This is a genomic window from Rhodococcus sp. HM1, from assembly GCF_023218075.1.
In the GTDB taxonomy this organism is placed as follows: domain Bacteria; phylum Actinomycetota; class Actinomycetes; order Mycobacteriales; family Mycobacteriaceae; genus Rhodococcus.
Genome location: NZ_JALPTB010000061.1, coordinates 1 through 21238 on the forward strand (window position 1 = coordinate 1; position 21238 = coordinate 21238).

Here is a 21238-nt window from a genome sequence, read left to right on the forward strand (position 1 = left end):
GCGCGGGTGCGGGCTCGGGAGCGGGAGCCGGTTCGGCGGGAGCAGCGGGAGCCTCGGCCTGCGCGATCGCGGTGTCGGTGGCCCAGATGGCGCGATCACCGGCGTACAGCACGACATTGCGGTCGTCCTGCACCGTCAGGCGCACACCGGAGTTGCCGCTGGTCTGCGACGCCCACACCGGCTCGTTGTTCTCCTTGTAGACGACGAAGTTGCCGTCCTCCTGAACATCCGCGCGCACCGCGCCGGAGCCGTTCGTCATGGCTGCCCAAACGGCCTTGCCGCCTTCGTTCAGCACGAGGTTGCCGTCCTGCTGAAGCGTGAGGGTGTAGGCACCGTTGTCGGACTTGAGTTCCTGGCCGACGCCGAGGCTCTGGCCTGCGTTGAGAGAGCTCACCGCTGTCCCTTTCGGATCGATGTAACACGGTCGGCGTCCGCTCGCGGCGGTTGCCGAGACGAACAGTACAGAGCGGACAGCCGGTGCACGTGGATTCGACACGCGTCCCGCGTGTTTCGACGACGCGCGTCACATCCGGCGATCGACGGACGGTTGGGCCACGTGGCCGAACGCGTGGATCACCCGGCCTGGTTCCGGGCGGCGCTCACGTCGAGGGCCCGGACGAAGGAACCGATCTCGGCGACCGCGCGAGCGCCCTCGGGCACCACGGCCGATGCGGCCTGGAACACGTGGACCTGACGTTCCCAGATCTGCAGTTCGCACGGCACCCCTGCGGCCCCGAGTCGATGCGCCATCAGCTCGGCGTCGGCGAATGTCATCTCGTGCGAACCGGTCTGGATCAGAGTGGGCGGCATACCCCTCAGGTCGGCATCGACGGGTGAGCCGACAGGTTCGTGGCCGGCGCCGCGGGCCGTGTCGACCCGCTCGATGAGGGAGGCCAAGGCGGGAACGGCCCGGCGCGGAAACAGCGCGCAGTGCCGCGAATTCGGGTGGTCGAGTTTGCCGTGCGGATCGAGGTCGGTCAGCGGTGACAGCGCGACGATGCCCGCGGGCCGGCCCAGGCCCAGCCGCAGCGACTCGAGCGCCACCGCGAACGAGAGGAATCCCCCCGCGGAATCGCCCGCGATCACGATGCGTTCGATCGGGACACCCTGAGCGAGGAGCCATCGCAGCCCGGCGACCCCGTCCTCGACGGAGTGGCGGATCGGGTGGCCGCGTAGCATCCGGTAGCCGACGTTGAGCACCGGGGCGCCGGTGGCCGCGGAGATCCGCGACACCATCTGCCGGTGGGTGCCCAACCCGCAGCACAGGAATGCGCCGCCGTGCAGATACAGGATGGTGGTCTGCCCACCCGGTACCGCCGTGTCGACGCCGGGCCCGGTGAGGTATTCGGCCGGACAGGTCGGCAGCTTCACCGGCCACCGTCGCGTGCCGGGCACCTGGGCGAGCGGAAACGCGAGCCGCTCGACGAGGGTGGTCGGCCACGGAAGGTTCGGTGCCAGCGCCCACGCATCGATGGCGGGGCGAACGGTCCGGCGCACCGACGCCGACAGCAGGCGGGACGCGGTGCTGATCCCGGCGAATTCGCGCACCAGCACCGGGGTGCTGACGAGCGCGATCGGGGCTGCGGTGGACAGGGCTGTACGTGCCAGTACGGTGTTCATGCGCGGCCTCCTCGTCGCTGCTTTCGCTCGCCCCTTCCCCAGTGGATGCTTGCTGAACTCCGGATAACCGAGGGTACGACCGACGTAACATGGTCGGCAGGTTCGTAACTGGATAGAGATCCTCGCGAAAGGGGCACCGCAGGTGGGAATCATGTCCGTTACGGATTCGATATTCCTGTTCGCCGAGACCCGCGAACACCCGATGCACGTCGGATCGGTCCAGTTGTTCACTCCGCCCGCGGATGCCGGACCGGATTACGTCGCCGATCTGTACGCCCGCATGATCGGCATCACCGACATCGACCCGCTGTTCCGCCGACGTCCCGGCGATCCGGTTTCGACGCTCGGGCACGTGTGGTGGTCCGAGGACCGCGACGTCGACCTCGAATACCACGTGCGGCACTCGGCACTGCCTGCTCCCGGCCGGTTCCGGGAACTGTTCGCCCTCGTCTCGCGATTACACGGCACCCTGCTGGACCGGCACCGGCCACTGTGGGAGATGTACCTGATCGAAGGGCTCGAGGGTGGACGGTTCGCGTGGTACTCGAAAATCCACCATTCGCTGGTCGACGGGGTGTCGGCGCTGCGGTTGCTGCAGCGCACCCTGAGCCCCGACCCGGATCTCGCCGAGCCGATCGCCCCGTGGCACCTGCCGCGCCCGGACCGAGCCGGCAGCGACGGCGCTGCGCCGTCCGGATCGTTGCTCGGGACGGCCGGAGCGTTGCTCGGGACGGCGCGGTCGCTGGCCGATGATGTCGCCGATGCTGTTCCGGCCGCAGTGCGGATCGGGCGGCTCGCCGTCGGTCCGCGCAAGGTCGCACTGCCGTACGAGGCGCCCCGCACGATGTTCAACGTGCCGATCGGAGGTGCGCGACGGTTCGCTGCGCAGTCCTGGGATCGCGAGCGACTCGCCCGCGTGCGCCGCGCCGCGGACGTATCGGGCAACGATGTGGTCCTGGCGATGTGCGCCGGGGCGTTGCGGGCGTATCTGCTCGAACACGATGCGCTGCCGGATGATCCGCTGATCGCGATGGTTCCGGTATCGCTGCGCCCCAAGGATCGGCCGGGCGACAGCGGCAACAGCGTCGGGGTGACGTTGTGCAATCTCGGCACCGACCGCGCGGACCCGCTCGATCGGCTCTCCGTGATCTCCGACTCCATGAGCCAGGGCAAATCGCTGTTCGGTGACATGACCGCACTGCAGGCGCTCGCGTGGTCCGGGTTCATCATCTCGCCGCTCGGCCTCGCTCCGGTTCCCGGGTTCGTCCGGCTGACCCCGCCACCGTTCAACATCGTCATCTCCAACGTGCCGGGTCCTCGGAAGCCGTTGTACTGGATGGGATCCCATCTCGAGGGGATCTATCCGACCTCGATAGTCATGGACGGCCTGGCGTTGAACATCACGGTGACGAACACCGAGAAGTCCGTCGACTTCGGTGTCGTGGGCGGGCGCCGTGCGGTTCCGAGCCTGCAGCGGATCCTGGTGCACCTGGACGAGTCGCTCGTGGAACTCGAAGCGGCACTGCAATTGCCGTGACGGGAGGCCGGAGGATCAAAAAGTTCCTGCGGCCCGACGGGAGTATCGCGACCTGCCGAACGAGCGGTCGTCGCCGGCAAGGTACTACGCCGGCGAGCTGCCCGAGGAGGGGAGTTCTCCGTCAGCGGGTGCGACGATGCCCGGACAGGTTTCGCAGGGCTGTCCGCAGCCCGGTGCGGGAAGCCGGAACCTCGACGCCGGTCTCACGCGAGGCGCGGAACTTCAGTTCGGAGGCCGTCTCCGGGGCATCGTCGGCGGTCGCTCGCAGGAACCGGTCGGGCAGTGCGAGCTTGTGGATGGTGCGCAACGTCAGCAGGTACTGCCGTGCAAGAGGGCCGGTGGTGTAGGGCAGGTCGTACTTCTCGCACAGCGCTTGCACCTTGGTGGAGATTTCCGCGTAGCGGTTGCTCGGGATATCGGGGAACAGGTGATGCTCGATCTGGTAGCAGAGGTTGCCGCTCAGGAATGCCATCACCGGGCCGGCCCGAAAGTTGGCCGTGCCGAGCATCTGCCGCAGATACCATTCGGCCTTCGTCTCGTTCTCGAATTCGGCGAGGGTGAACTTCTCGGCGCCGTCGGGGAAGTGCCCGCAGAAGATCACCACGTACGCCCACACGTTCCGCAGCAGATTCGCGGTCAGGTTCGCCGTCAGTGTTCGCCGCCAGCGGCGTCCGGTGAGGGCGGGAAAGAGCAGGTAGTCCTTGCCCGTCTGGCGGGCGACCTTCCGGATCAGCACTCGAAAGCGGTCGGATTTCCCGGCACCGGCAAGGTTCTGTTCGGCGTGTACGTCGTGCAGAGCGATGCCCCATTCGAACGTGGCTGCCAGCAACAGGTTCTGCAGCGGCTGCAGGAGATGTACGGGCTTCCACGGCTGGTCGCGGGTGATGCGGAAGACGTCGTAGCCGAGGTCGTCGTCCAGTCCGACGACGTTGCTGAACACGTGGTGGCGGTAGTTGTGGGAGTAGCGCCACTGCGACGAGGGGCCTGCCATGTCCCATTCCCAGGTGCTGGAGTGGATTTCCGGGTCGTTCATCCAGTCCCACTGGCCGTGGGAGACGTTGTGGCCGATCTCCATGTTCTCGACGCTCTTGGCCACGCCGAGCGCTGCCGTCCCGAGGATCCAGCCCGGCAGGCTCCTGCTGCCGTGGATCACCAGCCGCGCAGCGGCATCCAGTATCCGCTGGAAGGCGATGGTGCGGCGGATGTAGGCGGCGTCGGCGGCGCCGAGCGACTCGATGACACTGCGGCGGATGCCGGTCAGCTCGTCGCTGAGCGACTCGACGTCCTCGGCGGCGAGGTGGGCGTACTCCTTGATGTCGGAGATGGCCATGGTGTGCTCCAGGTTCCGACCTCACCCGGAAACCCCGGGTGCGGGGCGGCGAGAGCGACCGGCGGGAAGGACGTTCCCGAAGACGATGATCGTGACCGCTGCCCGAGGTCCACGTTGTAGGACCAGTCAACGCCGCCGCCGCCGAGGTGTCAACACTGTAGACCTACACACAAGGTCTACGGCAGAGGTCTACGGTGGAGGACAGTGAGTGAAGGAAGGGTTCCGATGGCCGAATCTCCCGCTCGTCCCCCGCGCAGCTCAGGCGGTGATCCAGGCCCGGAACGTAGCCCGATCACCCAGCAGCGAATCGTCGCTGCGGCACTCGAGATCGTCGACCGCGACGGCGTCGATGCGTTGTCCATGCGCCGGCTGGGCAAGGTCCTCGGCCGTGACCCGATGACCCTCTACCGTCACGCCCCGAACAAAGCCGCTCTCCTCGACGCCGTCGCCGAGAGCGTCCTCGAACAACTCCGGGTCGGCACCGACGAGGGAGATTGGACAAGCCAACTCCGGGAGGTCGCCCGGAACTTCCGCCGGTTGGCGCTCGAGCATCCCCACGTGGTCCCACTGCTGGTCACCCGGCCCCTCGAGACGCCCCTCGGATTGCGGCCCCGGGGAACACTGCGTCCGCTCGAAGACATCCTCACCCTGCTCACCCGGGCCGGTTTCACGGCGACCGACGCCCTGCACGTCTACCGGGCGCTCTTCGGCTTCCTCTACGGTCACGTCCTGAACGAACTCCAGGAACTCGTCGAACGACCCGACGAGCACGAAGACCTGCTGCGCCTGGGCCTGCATCGCCTGCCGATCGGCGAGTTCCCGCTCCTGCGCAGCCTCGCACCCGTACTGGCGTCGTACGACGGTGCCGCGGAATTCGAACGCGGCCTCGACATTCTGATCGCCGGCCTCGTCGCCACACTGCCTCACCCCGGCAGCCCCGCCCCTGCGGCGAGCTGAACCCGGAAGTCGGTCGTTGCAGCCGTCCCGGACACGGTCCGCTGCCCGCAGCCATGTTGCGAAGATGGCTGAGGCACAACAGAAATGGGTGGATCAGGTCGAGGGTCGAGGAACACCACCGCAACCATCGACGGGGACCGCATTCCGCGCGCTCACCGAGTTGACGAGCGCGACGTGCGCCCTGTCGGCTCGCCGATCCACGACCGTGACACCGAGTGCAGGTCTACCGCATCGTCCGCGAGTAGAGTCGCTGTGACAGCCACCGAGCGTGGTGCAGTGTCACGCCCTCGACCGAAGGGAAGGACGGCCGCCATGTCTTCTGCCATCCAGCAGGCGTCCACCAGCATCGTAACCGCGTCCATCAAAGCGGCAGACCTGCCGGGGTTCGCCAGCGAGGGGCCGATCCTCGTCGAGGTGGACACCTGGGAGCAGGCGGGGCGAATGTACCGGCGCAGCTATCTGGTCGAAACGACTGTCGAGCGACAACAAGACGAAGCACCTCATGCTCGCGAAATCCGGGTCACCTTCGCGGAATCGGGAATCGACGCAGTCACTTTCGCGCCTGCGGACGATGTGGTCGTTCTCCGTCCGTTCCTTGTCAGGCATCGTTGATTCCTCGCGAGGGGAAGAGTCCGACCGGCGCACTTCGGTATTCGTTCGAGCCGGTTCATCGGTCGGCCGAAGGTTGCGTCGTGACCTTCACTTCGTGTGGAGGATGTCGACGAGTTCGCGTTCCAGCGCCACGAATTCCGGGTCGGTGAGGGTCTCGAGCGTGCGCGGCCGCGGCAGCGGGACCCGCACCTCGTGCCGGATCCGCGCCGGGCGTGGTGAGAGCACGAGCACCCGATCGGACAGCAACACCGCCTCGCGCACGTCGTGCGTGATCATCAGCACGGTCCAGCGGTCCCGCATCCACACGTCCTGCAACCACAGCTGCATGTCGGTGCGGGTCAGCGAATCCAGCGCGCCGAACGGCTCGTCGAGGAGCACGACGTCGCGGCCCTGCACGACCGTGCGTGCCAGCGCCGCCCGTTGGCGCATCCCGCCGGACAGTTCCCCCGGACGCGCATTCTCGAACCCGGCCAGCCCGAACGCGGGGAACAGCTTCGCGGCACGCGCCCGGGCTTCGGCGCGCGGGATCCCCTGGACCTCGAGGCCGAGCGCGCAGTTGTCGACGACGCTGCGCCACGGGAACAGCAGGTCCTTCTGCGGCATCAACGCGGCCCGGCCGGGCGCGGCCGGTGCGCCGCCGACGGTGACGGTGCCGGTGTCGGGGGTGTCGAGGCCGGCGATCAGCCCGAACAGCGTGGACTTGCCGGAGCCGCTCGGTCCGATCACCGACAAGAACTCGCCCCCGGCGACGTCGAAGTCGATGCCGTCGAGCACCGCGCGGTCCGCGAAGGAACGGTGCACCGCGGAGACGGTCACGGCGGTCATCTGCGGCTCCCCGTGGACAGGGCCCAGGGCGCGACGATCCGCTCGACCAGGTAGGTGAGCAGATACAGCGCCAGCGACAGGGCGGCGGTGACGAGCACCGCGGCGAGCACCAGATCGGTGCGGAACGAGTTCTTCTGGGTGCTCATGTAGATGCCCAGCCCCGACGTGGCCCCCACGTACTCGGCGAACACCGCGCCGACCACCGCGTAGGTGATGCCGATGCGCAGCGCCGTGAAGAACCGCGGCAGCGCCGACGGCAGGCGCACGTACCGGAACACCTGGCCGCGGGACGCGCCCATGCTGCGCAGCAACGCCCCGGCCTCCCGGTCCGCGGCGGCGAACCCCTCGATCAGCCCGATCGCCATGGGGAAGAACGTCGCCAGCGCGATCACCAGGACCTTCGGCAGCAACCCGAAACCGAACCAGATGATCATCAGCGGGGCGATCGCGATGATCGGCAGGGTCTGCGACACCACGAACAGTGGCACCAGCGCGCGGCGCAGCCACGGCGAGAAGTCCACGACGATCGCCAGGGCCCACGCGACCACGAGGGACACCGCGAACCCGATGATCGTCACCTGCAACGTCGACCACGTGTGGGCGGCCAGGTCGTCGCGGTGCGCCCACCCCTGCCCGAGCACCCGGGCGGGGGAGGGCAGCACCTGCGGACGGATCCCGGAGACCGTCACGTACAGCTGCCAGAGCGCGACGAGCGCGAGCACGACCACCGCGGCGGGGGCGGCGGTGCGGACCCAGTGCGGTGACGACGGGTCAGGACGTGAGGTAGGCATCGGTGAAGTAGGTGGACCAGTCCGGCTCCTCGGTCAGCGGCCGGCCGTCGGGTCCGGCGAGCAGACCCTTCTCGTACAGGAACCGCGAGTAGCCGGTCCAGCGTTCGAGGGTCTGGGTGCCCACGTTCCCGTTCTCGTCGCGCAGCTGGTCCGCCGAGAGCATGCGCTGGCTCTTGAAGACGAGCGCTTCGTCCTCGAAGGCCCCCGGGTTGGCGTCGATGAGGTCCCGGGCGGCGCGCTCGGGATCCTCGGCGGCGATCTCGTAGCCGCGCTGAACGGCCTGCACGAACGCGCGTGCCTGCTCCGGGTGTTCGGCCAGCCAGTCCTCGTTGCCGCTGATCACGATGGCGTAGGCGTCGGGGAACCCGTAGTCGGTGTACGAGAAGTAGCGCATCGGCAGGCCGCGATGTTCGGCCTCGATGCCCTCCCACGCGAGATAGGACGCGGTGAAGTCCGCGGTTCCCGAGTACACCGCCTCGTACGCGGACGTGCCGAGGATGACGGACGTGAACTCGCCGCGGCCACCGTCGTTGCGGATGACCTGACGCAGCGTCTCCTCGTCGCCGGGATCGCCGAACCCGGCGTAGATGTGACCGTCGAGGTCTCTCGGCCGCGCGAGATCGGCGCGGTCCGCCTTGACGGCGATGCCGGTCGCCCAGTGCTGCAGCGGGGCGAGCACCGAGACGGTGTGCGATCCGGCGGCGCGGGCGAAGGTCGTCATCCCCTGGGTGGAGATGCCGAACTCGGCGTTGCCCGCGTCGACGAGGGTATCCGGGGTCGTGTTGTTGTACGGCAGGATCTCCACGTCGAGACCGGCCTCGTCGAACAGACCCTCCTGCATCGCCACGTACAGGCCGGTGTGGTTGGTGTTCGGCGTCCAGTCCAGTGCGAAGCGGATCGTGTCGTCCGACTCGGACGAGGAACAGGCGGGGACCAGGGCGATCGCGACGATCGCGACCAGCAGGGCGGTGAGGCGGCGGAGAGTCACGATTCCGGCCATTCCTGCCGGTGCAGCGCGGTGTCCCAGAACATCAGCTCGTAGCGGGTCGCGACGGTGAACGCGTCGAGCATCGCGGCACGGTCGGCGTCGGTGGCGGCGACCGCCGCGGCGTCGACCAGTTCGCGGGCGGTCGCGACCGCGGCGTGGAATTCGGGGGCGTCGTAGGTGGTCACCCACTGTGCGTACGGGTGCTGCGGGTCGGTGGCGAGGACCCCGGAGGCACGCGCGGCGAGGTCGCGGCCCACTTCTGCGTAGATCCAGAAACACGGCAGCACGGCCGCGGCACCGACCGCGTACGGCTCGGTGGCGACCGTCGCCGTGAGATACGAGACGTACCCGAGGCAGGCGGGGGAGTGGGCGGGCGCGGCCTCACCGGGTGGCAGAACCCCGCCGGTGAGCAGGCTCTTGTGCAGCGCCGACTCCTCGGTGGCGGCCGTGGCGGCACTGGTCGCCCAGAACGCGGCGGTCGCCGGATCCGGGGACTTGGCGGACAACAGCGCGAGGGCCTTGGCGTACCCGGCGAGGTACAGCGCGTCCTGCTCTATGTAGAAGCGGAAGGCGTCGAGCGGCAGCGTTCCGTCGCCCAGGCGGTGGAGGAATTCGAGGTCGTCGATCGACCGGCGCAGTGTCTCGGTGTGCTGCCACATCCGATCGGTGAAGCGGTCGATGGAAACAAGAGGCGAAACGTCGACGGGCACAGACATGCCGGGACATCCCTTCGTCAGCATTACCTGATCAGGTTCTACGGGTGTGATCTCAGCCCCGCGCGCGGAGCACCCCGTGTCGGACGAACGCGACCTTAGCAGGGCGTTCCGCGCAACGGGCCCCCGGGGTGCCGGACCCGGGGGCCGCGCCGGGAATGTCCGGACAACCAGTTCCGTGGACACAAAACAGCCTGTATGTTTGGCGATCGTCAGCGCGGTCTCCGGCGGTGTGAAGGGCCCCGACGATTCCGTGCGACGACCATGCTGCGAGACCTCCCGGCTCGCGCTCGGGCGGTCGCGGGAGGGTGTCGACGGCGACTCCGCCTGCGCACAGCGATGTGGGAAAGGTGGAATACGGGATGCGGGATGTCGAGGATTCCGGACGGTCGGAACTCGAGAATCTGCCGCGACTGATCGCGAATGTCGTCTCGCGTGACCCCGAACGGGTCGCTCTGGTGCGCAACGGTGCCGTCGTCACCTACGCCGGCCTCAACGAGGAACTGGCCGCGCTCGGCGCCGCCATGGGCGACGCGATCGGACCCGACGCACTCGTTCCCGTCGTGCTCACCGGACTGTTGCCCGGGCTCGCCGGGAGTGGTCCCGACGAGGTCGCCGTCGCCCTGGCCGAACTGTCCGAGGACCTCGCCGCGTTCGCGGGGGAGGAGCAGGCGTCGCCGGAGCCGGCAAGGCCGGACACCCTGCCCGCCGCCTTCGCCGCGCAGGCCGCCGCCACCCCCGACGCCGTGGCCGTCGAGTTCGACGGTGCCGAGTACACCTACGCCGAGCTGGCGGACCGGTCCCGGCGGCTGGCCCGCCGCCTCGTCGAGTCCGGTGTCGGACCGGGTGTCACCGTCGCCGTCGCCCTGCGCCGGTCCTTCGATCTGCTCGTGGCCGTGCACGCGGTGCTCGAGGCGGGCGGCGCGTACGTGCCGCTCGACCCGGACCACCCCGCCGAGCGACTGGCCTACATCCTCGAGGTCGTCGAGCCCGCAGTCCTGCTCACCGAGACCGCTGCGCCGGTGCCCGCAGACGGGATGGAGGTGCTCGACGTGACGGCCCTCGACCTCGGATCGGAATCGGCGGAACCGCTCACCGATGCCGACCGCCGCCGTCCCCTGCACGCCGCCGACACCGCCTACGTCATCTTCACCTCCGGATCCACCGGCCGGCCCAAGGGCGTGGCGGTGACCCACGAGGCGATCGTCACCAACCTGCGCTGGCGGCAGGAGCAGTACCGGCTCGGACCCGCCGACGTGGTGCTGCACAAGACTCCGGTCACCTTCGACGTGTCCGTGTGGGAGTTGTTCTGGCCGTTGCAGGCCGGCGCGCGTCTTCTCGTCGCCGCGCCCGAGGGGCACCGGGACCCGCGCTACCTGGCGGATCTCATGCGCGACCGCGGGGTCACCGTCGCGCATTTCGTGCCGTCCATGCTCGCGGTGTTCGTCGCCGAGGCCGAGCTCGATTCGCTCACCTCTCTTCGGTACCTGTTCGCATCCGGTGAAGCACTGCCGGCGCGCATCGCGGTACTGGTACGGGAACTGCTGCCCGGGGTCGCGGTCCACAACCTGTACGGGCCCACCGAGGCGGCCGTCGACGTGACCCATCACGAGGTCACCGATGCCGACATCGACTCGGTGCCGATCGGCGCGCCCATTGCCGACACCGACCTGCTGATCCTCGACAGCGCCCTGAACTGGGTTCCGGCCGGCGCGGAGGGCGAGTTGTACCTGGCCGGAACACAATTGGCGCTCGGATATGTCGGCCGGCCGGACCTGACCGCGGAACGGTTCGTCGCCAATCCCTACGGGGCGCCCGGCGAACGCATGTACCGGACCGGCGACCTCGTGGTGCGTTCCCGCTCGGACGAGCTGGAGTACCTCGGGCGCAGCGACTTCCAGGTCAAGATCCGCGGACTGCGCATCGAGCTGGGTGAGATCGAGGAGACCCTCACCCGGCAGGACGGCATCGCCCAGGCGGCCGTGCGTGTCCACACCGACGAGGCCCTGGGTGATCGCCTCGTCGCGTACGTGCGGCTGCACCCGGGCGCCACGTGGGACGAGGAGGCGCTGGGCGCCGCACTCTCCGCGTCGCTGCCGGACTACATGGTCCCGACCGCGTACTGCGTGCTCGACGAGTTCCCGCTCACCACCAGCGGCAAGCTCGACCGCGCGGCACTGCCCGCGCCCGAGACCCCCGCCGCGACCGGTGACGATCGCCCGCTCGAGACGGCCACCGAGACAGTGGTCGCCGCGGTGTTCGCCGAGATGCTCGGGCGCGATCGGGTCGGCGGCGACGACGACTTCTTCGCGCTCGGCGGCAATTCGCTCGCCGCGGTCCGCGCGGTCTCGCGCATCTCGGCCCGAGTCGGCCGGCCGCTGTCCGTCCAGGACTTCTTCGACGCACCGACCGTCGTCGAGGTGGCGCGGTTGCTGGACCGCACACCCGGCGAGGACCGAGCAGACGGCCCGTTGGCCGCCGGACCACGGCCCTACCCGGTGCCGCTGGCGCCGTCGCAGACACGGCTGTGGGTGCTCGATCGCCTCGATCCGGGCTCGTCCCTCTACAACATCCCGCTCGTGGTCCGCCTCACCGGCGACCTCGACGTCGACGCGTTGCAGCAGGCCGTCGGCGACCTCGTCGAACGGCACGAGGTGCTGCGCACCGCCTACCCGGAGGTCGACGGCGAAGGCACCCAGCTGGTGCTTCCGATCGGCGCCGCCCAGCGTGCCGTGCCGGTCGAGACCGTCGCCCCGGACGAGGTTCCGGCCCGGATCGACGCCCTCGTGTCGGAGGGCTTCGACATCGCCGAGGCCGCCCCCGTGCGCACCCACCTGCTGCGGGTGGCGGACGACGAGCACGTTCTCGTCGTCGTCGTCCACCACATCGCCGGCGACGGATTCTCGGCGGGACCGCTCACCCGCGACCTGATGCGGGCCTACGGCGCCCGCACCGCGGGAGTGGCGCCCGAACGCCTCCCGCTCGCGGTGCAGTACGCGGATTACGCGCTGTGGCAGCGTGATCGGCTCGGAGATGCCGACGAGCCGGATTCGCTCATGGCACAGCAGCTCGCCTACTGGCGCAAGCAACTGGCCGGCCTGCAGGACCGGCTCGAGCTCCCCACGGACCGGCCGCGGCCGGCGGTGGCATCCCAGTCCGGTGCCGCGGTGCCCGTGGAGATTCCGGCGGACGTCCACCGCGCGGTGGTGGACCTGGCGCGGGCCACCGGCACCACCGAGTTCATGGTGGTGCACGCGGCGCTCGCCGTGCTCCTCGCGCGGCTGTCCGGGACCGCGGACGTCGCGGTCGGCACCCCGTCGGCCGGGCGTGGGGACGCGGGCCTCGACGACCTCGTCGGCATGTTCGTCAACACGCTGGTGCTGCGCACCCCGATCGACGCGGGGGAGTCGTTCACCCGGCTGCTGACCCGCGTGCGCGACATCGACCTGCAGGCGTTCGGCAACCAGGACGTGCCGTTCGACTGCATCGTCGACGACCTCGCCCCGGCCCGGTCGCAGGCCTACCACCCGTTGTTCCAGGTGATGCTCGCCTTCCAGAACCTCGACGCGACGCAGCTCGAGCTTCCGTCGCTGACCGTCACCACGGTCGACGTCCCGACCCGGCGGGCGAAGTTCGACCTGCAGGTCACGCTCGCCGAGCGCCTCGGCGACGACCACGAGCCGGGCGGCATGTTCGGTGAGGTCGCCTACGCGACCGACCTGTTCGAGGAAGGCACGGTCGCCGGGTTCGTGCGGCGCTTCGTGCGGATCCTCGCCGAGGCCACCGCCGCCCCGGACCGTGCCGTCGGCGATCACCGGCTCCTGGATCGGGCCGAACTCGGCACCGTGCTGAGCCGCTGGAACTCGACGGACCGGCCGGTGCCTCCGGCCACGGTGCCGCGGCTGCTCGATGCGCAGGTCGCGCGCACTCCGCATCTGCAGGCCGTCGTCGACGACGACGGGATCCTGACCTACGCGGATTTCGCCGCCCGGGTGCACCGGCTGGCCCGGCGGCTCGTCGCGGCCGGGGTCGGACCCGAGCGCACCGTCGCGGTCGTCGCACCGCGCTCGGTCGAGCTGCTGGTGGCGGTCCATGCGGTTCTGCACGCCGGTGGGGCGTACGTGCCCGTCGACCCCGATCAGCCCGCCGCGCGCATCGAGCGGGTGCTCGCCGCGGCCCGGCCCGTGGCGGTGCTCGTCGGCTCCACGGTGGAGTGGAGCGACGAGGTCCGGGCGGTGCCCGTGCTGCGGATCGGCGACTTCCCCGACCTGAGCGGTGCGCCGCTGCACGACTCGGAGCGGCTCGCGCCGCTGCGTCCCGACAACACCGCGTACGTGCTGTTCACCTCGGGCTCGACCGGTGAGCCGAAGGGTGTCGCCGTGCCGCATCGGGCGGTGGTCAACCAGCTGCTGTGGATCGCGGATCTGTTCCGGATCAGCGTCGCCGACACCGTGCTGTGGAAGACTCCGGCCACATTCGACGTCTCGGTGTGGGAGATGTTCGCGCCCTTGGCATCCGGAGCCAGGATGGTCGTCGCCGCGCCGGATGCGCACCGTGACGCGCGGCAGCTCGCCGACATCATCGGCCGCCGCGCGGTCACCCTCACCTCGTTCGTGCCCTCGATGCTGTCGGTGTTCGCGACGACGGTGCCCGATCCGGCGGCGCTGCGCACGCTGCGCGCGGTCGCCGTGGCCGGGGAGGCGCTGCCCGCCGCGACCGTCGGCGCGTTCCGGGCGGTGTCCCGCGCGGCCGTGCACAACCTCTACGGGCCCACCGAGTTCACGGTGCACGCGACCTCGGCGCTGGTGCCGCCGATGCCGTACCTGGCGACGCGGCCGGTGCCGATGGGCCGGCCGGTGTGGAACACCCGTGCCGTGGTGCTGGACTCGCGGATGCATCCCGTCCCGGTCGGGGTCAGGGGTGAGCTGTACCTGTCCGGAGTCCAGGAGGCCCGCGGCTATCACGGCCGGCCGGACCTGACGGCCGAACGATTCGTCGCGGACCGGTTCGGCCCGCCCGGCGCGCGCCTGTACCGCACGGGCGACAGTGTGAAGTGGACCCCGGAGGGGCAGCTCGTCTACCTGGGACGCACCGACTCCCAGGTCAAGATCCGCGGTGTGCGCATCGAGCTCGGCGAGATCGAATCGGCGCTGCTGAACCGCTCCGAGGTCGCACGAGCGGTCGCCACCGTCCATCACGCCGACGCCGGTGATCGGCTCGTCGCGTATGTCGTCCCGGTGCCGGCCGACAACGCGAACGAGGTGGATCCCGGTGCGCTGCGCAGCGCGCTCGTCCGGGTGCTGCCCGCCCACCTGGTGCCGGACACGATCGTCGTCGTGGACGACTTCCCGGTCACGTCGTCGGGCAAGCTCGATCGTGCGGCCCTGCCCGCGCCGGTGTTCGAGACCCGCGAATTCGTGGCGCCCGCAACGAAGATCGAGCGGACCGTCGCGGACGTGTTCGCCGCGGTCCTCGAAGCCGAGACCGTCGGTGCGCAGGACGACTTCTTCGCGCTCGGCGGGAACTCGTTGACCGCCACGCAGGTGGCGGCGCGACTCGCCGACGAACTGGGTATCGAGGTGACCGTCCGGTCGCTGTTCGACACCCGCACCGTCGCCGAATTCGCTGCGCTGCTGGAGGATTCCGATCCCGCGGTGGCCGTCGCCGGTCCGGTGGCCGGCCCGCGGCCGGAGCGGGTCCCGCTGTCCTGGTCGCAGTCGCGGATGTGGTTCCTCAACCGGTTCGACACCGGTTCGGGGCTGCACAACATTCCGCTGATGGTCCGGCTGTCGGGGACCCTCGACGTCGACGCGCTGGGCGAAGCGTTCGGTGACGTCGTGGCGCGGCACGAGGTGCTGCGCACCGTCTATCCCGAGGTGGACGGCACCGGCCTGCAGGTCGTGCTGCCGGTCGAGCAGGCCCGGCCGCAGCTGCCGATCCTCGACGTGCCCGCGGACCGGCTCGACGAGGAGCTCACCGCCCTCGCCGGTGCCGGATTCGACGTCACCGCCGAGGTTCCCGTGCGGGCCCGGCTGCTGCGCGCCGGGGACGACGAGTACGTGCTCGCGGTGGTCGTCCACCACATCGCGGCGGACGGCTTCTCGGTGGCCCCGCTGATCCGGGACCTCATGGCGGCCTACACCGCCCGCGTCGCCGGGCAGGCACCCGACTGGGAACCGCTGCCCGTGCAGTACGCGGACTACGCGCTGTGGCAGCGGGAGACGCTCGGCGACGAATCCGATCCCGAATCGGCACACAGCCGCAAACTGGCCTACTGGCGGGAGCGCCTGGCGGGCCTGCCTGCCCAGCTCGACCTGCCTGCCGATCAGCGCAGGCCCGCCTCGGGATCCGGCCGCGGCGGCAGGATCCACACGACGATCCCGGCCGCCACCCGCGCCGCGATCGACGCCATGGCCGAGCGACACGGTGCGACACCGTTCATGGTCGTGCACGCCGCGCTGGCGCTGCTGCTGTCCCGGCTGTCCGGCTCCACCGACATCGCCATCGGGACCCCGTCGGCGGGCCGCGGTCACCCGGTCCTCGACGATCTCGTCGGCATGTTCGTCAACACGGTCGTGCTGCGCACCGAGATCGACCCCGCCGAGTCGTTCACCGCGTTCCTGTCCCGGGTCCGGGACATCGACCTCGGCGCACAGGCGAACTCGGAGATCCCGTTCGAGCGGCTCGTCGAGGTGCTCGAGCCCGAGCGGTCACCGGGGCGGCATCCCTTGTTCCAGGTGGCGCTGGCCTACCAGAACTTCGCCCGGCAGGAGCTCACGCTGCCGGACCTGACCGTCGCCGAATTCCCCGTCGAGACGCACCTGTCGAAGTTCGACCTGGAGTTCGCGATCGGAGAGGCCGCCGACGACACCGGCGCACTATCCCTCGGGATCGGCTACGCCACCGACCTGTTCGACGCGGCGACCGTCGAGGTGCTGGCCGAGCGGCTCGTGCGGATCCTCGACGCCGTCACCCGGGTCCCGGACACGGCGGTCGGCGACGTCGAGATCCTCTCGCCCGACGAGCGGGCCGGGGTGCTCGCGTCGGGCCGGCGGATCGGATTGCGGCCGCAGACGCTGCCGGAGCTGCTCGACGCGGCCGCCGCCGACCCGACCGCGGTCGCGGTGGTGAGCGGCGACACCGCGCTGACCTACGCCGACGTCGACGCCGCTGCGCGCCGGTGGGCGCGGATCCTGCGGGAACACGGCGTCGGCCGAGGCGATCTCGTGCTCGTCGCGGTGCCCCGGTCCACCGAATCGATCCTCGCGATGTGGGCGGTCGCGCGGAGCGGCGCCGGGTTCGTCCCCGTCGACGTCGACTATCCCGCGGACCGGCTCGCGCACATGGTCACCGATTCCGGTGCGCGGGTGGGTCTGACCCTGGCCGAGCACCGTCCGGCGCTGCCGGAGGGGCCGCACTGGCTCGCGCTCGACGACGAGGACGAAACAAGGTCCGCTGCAACCGATTCCGATATCGAACCGGACGAGTTCCCCCGGGTGCGTCCGGACGACGTCGCCTACGTGATCTACACCTCCGGTTCGACCGGCACCCCGAAGGGCGTGACCGTCACCCACACCGGTCTCTACAACCTGTGTGTGGAGGTCCGCGAACGGTACCGGCTCGATGCGCGGTCCCGGGTGCTGCACGTCGCCTCGCCGAGCTTCGACGCGTCCGTCCTCGAGCAGGTCTTCGCGCTGTCGGCCGCCGCGACCGTCGTCGTCGCGCCCGCGCACGCGTACGGCGGCGCCGCGCTCGCCGCGCTGATGCGGGACCGGGCCGTCACCCACGCGTTCCTCACCCCGTCGGTCGCCGCCACCGTCGACCCGGACGATCTCGACGACTGCCGGGTTCTCGTCACCGGTGGGGAAGCGGTGACCGGCGACGTGGTCCGGCGATGGTCGACCGGTGGACGCGCCGTGTTCAACGCGTACGGACCCACCGAGGCGACGATCATGACGCACACCGCCGGTCCGCTGTCGCCGGATGTTCCTGTGGCACTGGGTCATCCGGTTCGCGGAGCCGGACATCTGGTGCTCGATTCGCGACTGCGGCCGGTGCCGGCCGGTGTTCCCGGCGAGCTGTATCTCCTCGGTGACGCGCTGGCGCGTGGCTACCACCGGCGGCCCGCGCTCACCGCGGACCGGTTCGTCGCCAATCCCCACGGCGGGTGGGGCGAGCGCATGTACCGCACCGGGGACGTGGTGAGCCGCACCGCCACCGGAGAACTCGTCTACCACGGACGCGCCGACTTCCAGATCAAGATCCACGGGCTGCGTATCGAACTCGGAGAGATCGACGCCGCGCTCCGGGCCGACGACTCGGTCGCCGCGGCGGTGACGGTGGGACGGGACACGGCACCGCGACTCGTCTCCTACGTCGTACCGGCCGCCGAGACCGTCCTCGACGAGCAGGAGCTGCTGCGCACCGTCGCCTCCCGCCTGCCCGCACACATGGTGCCGGCGGCGATCGTGGTGCTCGACGAGCTGCCGCTCACCCCGTCGGGCAAGCTGGACCGGCGGGCACTGCCGGTGCCGTCGGTGGCGGCGCGTCCGTTCCGGGCCCCGTCGACCCGGTACGAGCAGGGCGTCGCCGAGATCTACGCCCGGCTGCTCGGCGTCGAACAGGTCGGTGCGGACGACGACTTCTTCGAACTCGGCGGGCACTCGCTGCTGATCCTGTCGCTGGCCGCCGCGGTGACCGAGCGCTTCGGCATCGAGGTCACGGTGCCGCAGCTGTTCGAGCACGCACCGGTCTACAAGCTGGCCCGGCTGATCGAGGCCGGAGCTCAGGAGGCCGCGCCCACCGCCGAGTGGGAGGGCGATCTCGAACTCGCCGCGGACATCGTCCCGGACGGGATCCCGGCGGCGCGACCGGACGGCCGCCGCGTCCTGCTGACCGGAGCCACCGGTTTCCTCGGCCGCTACCTGCTGCGGGATCTGCTCTCGCACAGCGGCATGCGCGTGTGGTGCCTGGTGCGGACGGCCTCCGAGGAGGAGGGTCTCGACCGCATCGAGGCGGGGATGCGCGCGTTCGGTTTGTGGCGCGAGTACTACCGGGGCCGGATCGTGGTGGTGCCGGGCGACCTGGCGCAGCCGCGATTCGGGCTGTCCGACACCGAGTTCGACGATCTCGCCCGCGGCGTGGACTTCATCGTGCACAATGGCGCCCGCGTCAATCACATCGAGCCGTACAGCAGGATGCGGGCGGCGAACGTGTCCGGCACCGAGGAGATCCTCCGTCTCGCCGTCACCGGGACGGTCAAGCCCGTGCACTTCGTCTCCACCGGGTCGGTGCTCACCGACACCGCCGCGCCCGCGTCCGAGGACGGCACACCGCGGCTGGTGGGCGAGGGCGACCGGCTTCCGGGCGAGCGGGTCATGGAGTCGGGCTATGTGCGCAGCAAGTGGGTGGCCGAGGAACTCGTCGCCGTCGCGCGGCGCCGCGGCATCCCCGTCTCGATCTACCGGCCGGGTCTGATCAGCGGCGACACCGTGTCCGGGGCGGCCGGAACCGACGACGCGTTCTGGAACGTGGTGCGGGCGATGGTGGCGCTGCGGATGGTGCCGGAGTCGGCGGTCGGCTCGGTCGCGCTCGTCCCCGTCACGTACGTCGCGTCGGCGCTGGTCGCGCTCGCGCTCGATCCGTCGACCGTGGGCGGGAACTTCCACCTCGTCAACCGGCGCCGCGTCGCCGCGGAGGACATCGTGGCGCGGTTGCGGGCACACGGCTTCACGCTGCGGCCGGTCACCGACGAGGTGTTCGCGACCACGCTGATCGCGACCTCGCAGACGCTGGCCGAGCGCGGCGACGACAGCCTCACCCGCGCGGTGCTGATCGCCGGCGAGTTCGCGCAGGGCCTGTCCGAGGCGGAGGACTTCGACGACGAGAACGCGCGCCGTGCGCTCGCGGACTCCGGCATCGAGTGCCCGGTGGTCGACGACGAGGTGCTCGCCTGGTACGTGACCTACTTCGCGCACATCGGCTTCCTCGTGCCCCTCTCCGACGAGGTGCTGCCCGACGAGCCGGTCGAAGCGGAGGCGGTCGTCGACTAGAAGCGACCACCGGTCTCTGCACCGAGTGTGCAGACAGTTGGTACCTTGGCGACAGTCGCCGGGAAACGGGAGGTCACGTGGAACCCGAGACACTCACGATCGACTGCAAGTACGGTTCGGCGCGCGGGTACCGGGACGGATCGGTGTTCGTGTGGAAGGGACTTCCGTATGCGGCGCCGACCGGGGGTGACCTGCGTTTCCGTGCCCCCGAGCCGCCGGAACCGTGGGCCGGGGTCCGCGACTGCCGCGACTTCGGGCCGATCGCGCCGCAGGGTCGCGACAATCCGATCCCGGTCGATCCCGGCCAGACGATCGGGGAGGACTGCCTCTCGCTGAACATCTGGGCGCCCGAACCGGACGGCGAGCCCCGCCCGGTGATGGTGTGGATCCACGGCGGCGCCTACACCCTCGGCTATTCCGGGCAGAAGATCTACGACGGCCGCCGGCTGTGCGAGTCCGGCGACGTCGTGGTCGTGACGCTCAACTACCGGCTGGGCGCACTCGGGTTCCTCGACCTGTCGTCGTTCTCGACGGCGGACTCGACGTTCGAATCGAACCTGGGGCTGCGCGACCAGATTGCGGCCCTGGAATGGGTACGCGATTGCATCTCGGCGTTCGGGGGCGACCCGGCGCGGGTGACGGTCTTCGGGGAATCGTCGGGCGGATGCTCGATCACGACGCTGATGACGGTGCCGCGCGCCGAGGGACTGTTCCACGCGGCGATCGCCCAGTCGCCGCCGGCGACGTCGGCGTACGGCCGCGAGCGCGCGGCCACCGTCGCCGAGCGGTTCCTGGAGGTCCTCGACATTCCGAGGTCCCGGGTGGCGAAGCTGCGCGACCTGCCGCACGAACAGCTCACCGCGGCCGGGGACGTGCTGGCCCGCGAGATCCCGATGAAGGTGCCGGGGACGCTGGCGCTGGCACCGGTCGTCGACCGGGACCTGGTGCCGAAGTATCCGGTGGCGGCGTTCCAGAAGGGTCTGTCGCACCGGATCCCGCTGATCATTGGTTCGAACCGGGACGAGCCGTCGATCTTCCGGTGGATGAAGTCCCCGCTGATGCCGATCGACGACGCCGCGGTGCAGGCCATGTTCGCGGCCCTCGCCGCGGACGGGGCGGACCTGCCGCCCGAACGGGTCCGGCAGATCCTCGCGGCCTATCCGGCCGAGACGAAACCGAGTGGAGCGATGGCACTTTCGCGGGACGCAGGGTTCCGCATGCCGGTGTTGTGGATCGCCGACGCGCACAGCACCCATTCACCGACCTGGGTGTACCGCTTCGACCACGCGACGCCGGCGCTCCGCGCGGCCCGCATCGGGGCGGGACACGCCACCGAACTCCCGTATGTCTTCGGCAATTTCGGCACACTCGGCCGCGACCCGACGTTCTGGCTCGGTGGGCGGAAGGCCGCGACCGAGCTGTCCGGCCGGATCCGGCGACGCTGGACGGCGTTCGCGCACCACGGCGTGCCCGCCGCGCTCGACGGGTCCCGGCACTGGGCGCCGTACACGGCCGAGACCCGCATGACCCTCGTGCTCGACGGCACCGATTCCGTCGTCCCCGATCCGGACGGGCATCTGCGGGAGATGTGGGGTGACCGGGTGATGGGTTTCAGTTAGCGTTTCGGTCAGCGCCGAACGATCTCGACCATCTCGAAGTCCGCCTTGGCGGCACCGCAGTCCGGGCACGACCAGTCGTCGGGAATGTCCTCCCAGCGGGTGCCCGGCTCGATGCCCTCGTCGGGCCAGCCGGCTGCCTCGTCGTACTCGAAACCGCAGACGAGGCAACGGAACAGCCGGTAGTCGGTAGCCAT

13 protein-coding genes and 1 riboswitch are annotated in these 21238 nt (G+C 70.2%); of the genes, 5 read left to right on the plus strand and 8 right to left on the minus strand.

What is annotated here, in order from left to right:
- A partial coding sequence (locus tag M1M07_RS25030) for a lectin (RefSeq protein ID WP_248675911.1) occupies positions 1-394 on the minus strand: 394 nt, incomplete at its 3' end.
- Positions 395-573: 179 nt separating this feature from the next.
- A complete protein-coding gene (locus tag M1M07_RS25035) occupies positions 574-1620 on the minus strand; it encodes an alpha/beta hydrolase (RefSeq protein WP_248675912.1) in 1047 nt (348 codons plus the stop codon).
- Positions 1621-1771: 151 nt separating this feature from the next.
- On the opposite strand from M1M07_RS25035, the gene M1M07_RS25040 reads away from it, so the two are divergent.
- On the plus strand, positions 1772-3157 hold the full coding sequence (locus M1M07_RS25040) for a wax ester/triacylglycerol synthase family O-acyltransferase (RefSeq protein WP_248675913.1): 1386 nt from the start codon (positions 1772-1774) through the stop codon (positions 3155-3157).
- 121 nt (positions 3158-3278) lie between these two features.
- Here M1M07_RS25040 and M1M07_RS25045 read toward each other — a convergent pair whose 3' ends face one another.
- Positions 3279-4487 carry an acyl-CoA desaturase gene (locus tag M1M07_RS25045; RefSeq protein WP_248675914.1) on the minus strand — a complete coding sequence of 403 codons (1209 nt, stop codon included), beginning with the start codon at positions 4485-4487 and terminating at the stop codon, positions 3279-3281.
- 225 nt (positions 4488-4712) lie between these two features.
- Between M1M07_RS25045 and M1M07_RS25050 the strand changes: the two genes are divergently transcribed.
- Positions 4713-5444 carry a TetR/AcrR family transcriptional regulator C-terminal domain-containing protein gene (locus M1M07_RS25050; RefSeq protein WP_248675915.1) on the plus strand — a complete coding sequence of 244 codons (732 nt, stop codon included), beginning with the start codon at positions 4713-4715 and terminating at the stop codon, positions 5442-5444.
- A 312-nt stretch (positions 5445-5756) separates the two neighbouring features.
- Complete coding sequence (locus M1M07_RS25055) at positions 5757-6056, plus strand: hypothetical protein (protein WP_248675916.1); 300 nt, start codon at positions 5757-5759, stop codon at positions 6054-6056.
- A gap of 87 nt (positions 6057-6143) precedes the next feature.
- Here the strand turns inward: M1M07_RS25055 and M1M07_RS25060 are convergent, their stop codons facing one another.
- From M1M07_RS25060 to M1M07_RS25075, 4 genes are all read right to left on the minus strand, one after another.
- Positions 6144-6881, minus strand: coding sequence for an ABC transporter ATP-binding protein (locus M1M07_RS25060; protein WP_248675917.1), 738 nt, complete (start codon positions 6879-6881; stop codon positions 6144-6146).
- Positions 6878-7672 (minus strand): ABC transporter permease, encoded by a 795-nt coding sequence (locus M1M07_RS25065; protein WP_248675918.1) that lies wholly within the window; start codon positions 7670-7672, stop codon positions 6878-6880. The genes M1M07_RS25060 and M1M07_RS25065 overlap by 4 nt, the downstream gene beginning before the upstream one ends.
- Positions 7653-8672: an ABC transporter substrate-binding protein gene (locus M1M07_RS25070; RefSeq protein WP_248675919.1), complete on the minus strand. Its 1020-nt coding sequence runs from the start codon at positions 8670-8672 to the stop codon at positions 7653-7655. Before M1M07_RS25070 ends, M1M07_RS25065 begins: the two co-directional genes overlap by 20 nt.
- Positions 8657-9376: a TenA family protein gene (locus M1M07_RS25075; protein WP_248675920.1), complete on the minus strand. Its 720-nt coding sequence runs from the start codon at positions 9374-9376 to the stop codon at positions 8657-8659. Before M1M07_RS25075 ends, M1M07_RS25070 begins: the two co-directional genes overlap by 16 nt.
- Positions 9369-9463, minus strand: a riboswitch (TPP riboswitch). (Overlaps the previous gene by 8 nt.)
- Before the next feature lie 272 nt (positions 9464-9735).
- On the opposite strand from M1M07_RS25075, the gene M1M07_RS25080 reads away from it, so the two are divergent.
- Together M1M07_RS25080 and M1M07_RS25085 are read left to right on the plus strand one after the other, a co-directional pair.
- The gene (locus tag M1M07_RS25080) at positions 9736-19425 is read left to right on the plus strand and encodes a non-ribosomal peptide synthetase (RefSeq protein WP_248675921.1); all 9690 of its coding nucleotides are present in this window, start codon (positions 9736-9738) and stop codon (positions 19423-19425) included.
- Positions 19426-19502: 77 nt separating this feature from the next.
- Positions 19503-21044 (plus strand): carboxylesterase/lipase family protein, encoded by a 1542-nt coding sequence (locus tag M1M07_RS25085; protein ID WP_248675922.1) that lies wholly within the window; start codon positions 19503-19505, stop codon positions 21042-21044.
- 8 nt (positions 21045-21052) lie between these two features.
- Here the strand turns inward: M1M07_RS25085 and M1M07_RS25090 are convergent, their stop codons facing one another.
- Positions 21053-21238, minus strand: a complete 186-nt coding sequence (locus tag M1M07_RS25090; protein WP_248675923.1) for a rubredoxin — start codon at positions 21236-21238, stop codon at positions 21053-21055.

Coding starts and splice junctions, on each gene's coding strand:
- M1M07_RS25080 (WP_248675921.1), top strand. CDS start 9,736: ATGCGGGATGTCGAGGATTCCGGACGGTCGGAACTCGAGAATCTGCCG.
- M1M07_RS25070 (WP_248675919.1), bottom strand. CDS start 8,672: ATGGCCGGAATCGTGACTCTCCGCCGCCTCACCGCCCTGCTGGTCGCG.
- M1M07_RS25065 (WP_248675918.1), bottom strand. CDS start 7,672: ATGCCTACCTCACGTCCTGACCCGTCGTCACCGCACTGGGTCCGCACC.
- M1M07_RS25060 (WP_248675917.1), bottom strand. CDS start 6,881: ATGACCGCCGTGACCGTCTCCGCGGTGCACCGTTCCTTCGCGGACCGC.
- M1M07_RS25050 (WP_248675915.1), top strand. CDS start 4,713: ATGGCCGAATCTCCCGCTCGTCCCCCGCGCAGCTCAGGCGGTGATCCA.
- M1M07_RS25090 (WP_248675923.1), bottom strand. CDS start 21,238: ATGGCTACCGACTACCGGCTGTTCCGTTGCCTCGTCTGCGGTTTCGAG.
- M1M07_RS25045 (WP_248675914.1), bottom strand. CDS start 4,487: ATGGCCATCTCCGACATCAAGGAGTACGCCCACCTCGCCGCCGAGGAC.
- M1M07_RS25055 (WP_248675916.1), top strand. CDS start 5,757: ATGTCTTCTGCCATCCAGCAGGCGTCCACCAGCATCGTAACCGCGTCC.
- M1M07_RS25075 (WP_248675920.1), bottom strand. CDS start 9,376: ATGTCTGTGCCCGTCGACGTTTCGCCTCTTGTTTCCATCGACCGCTTC.
- M1M07_RS25040 (WP_248675913.1), top strand. CDS start 1,772: ATGTCCGTTACGGATTCGATATTCCTGTTCGCCGAGACCCGCGAACAC.
- M1M07_RS25035 (WP_248675912.1), bottom strand. CDS start 1,620: ATGAACACCGTACTGGCACGTACAGCCCTGTCCACCGCAGCCCCGATC.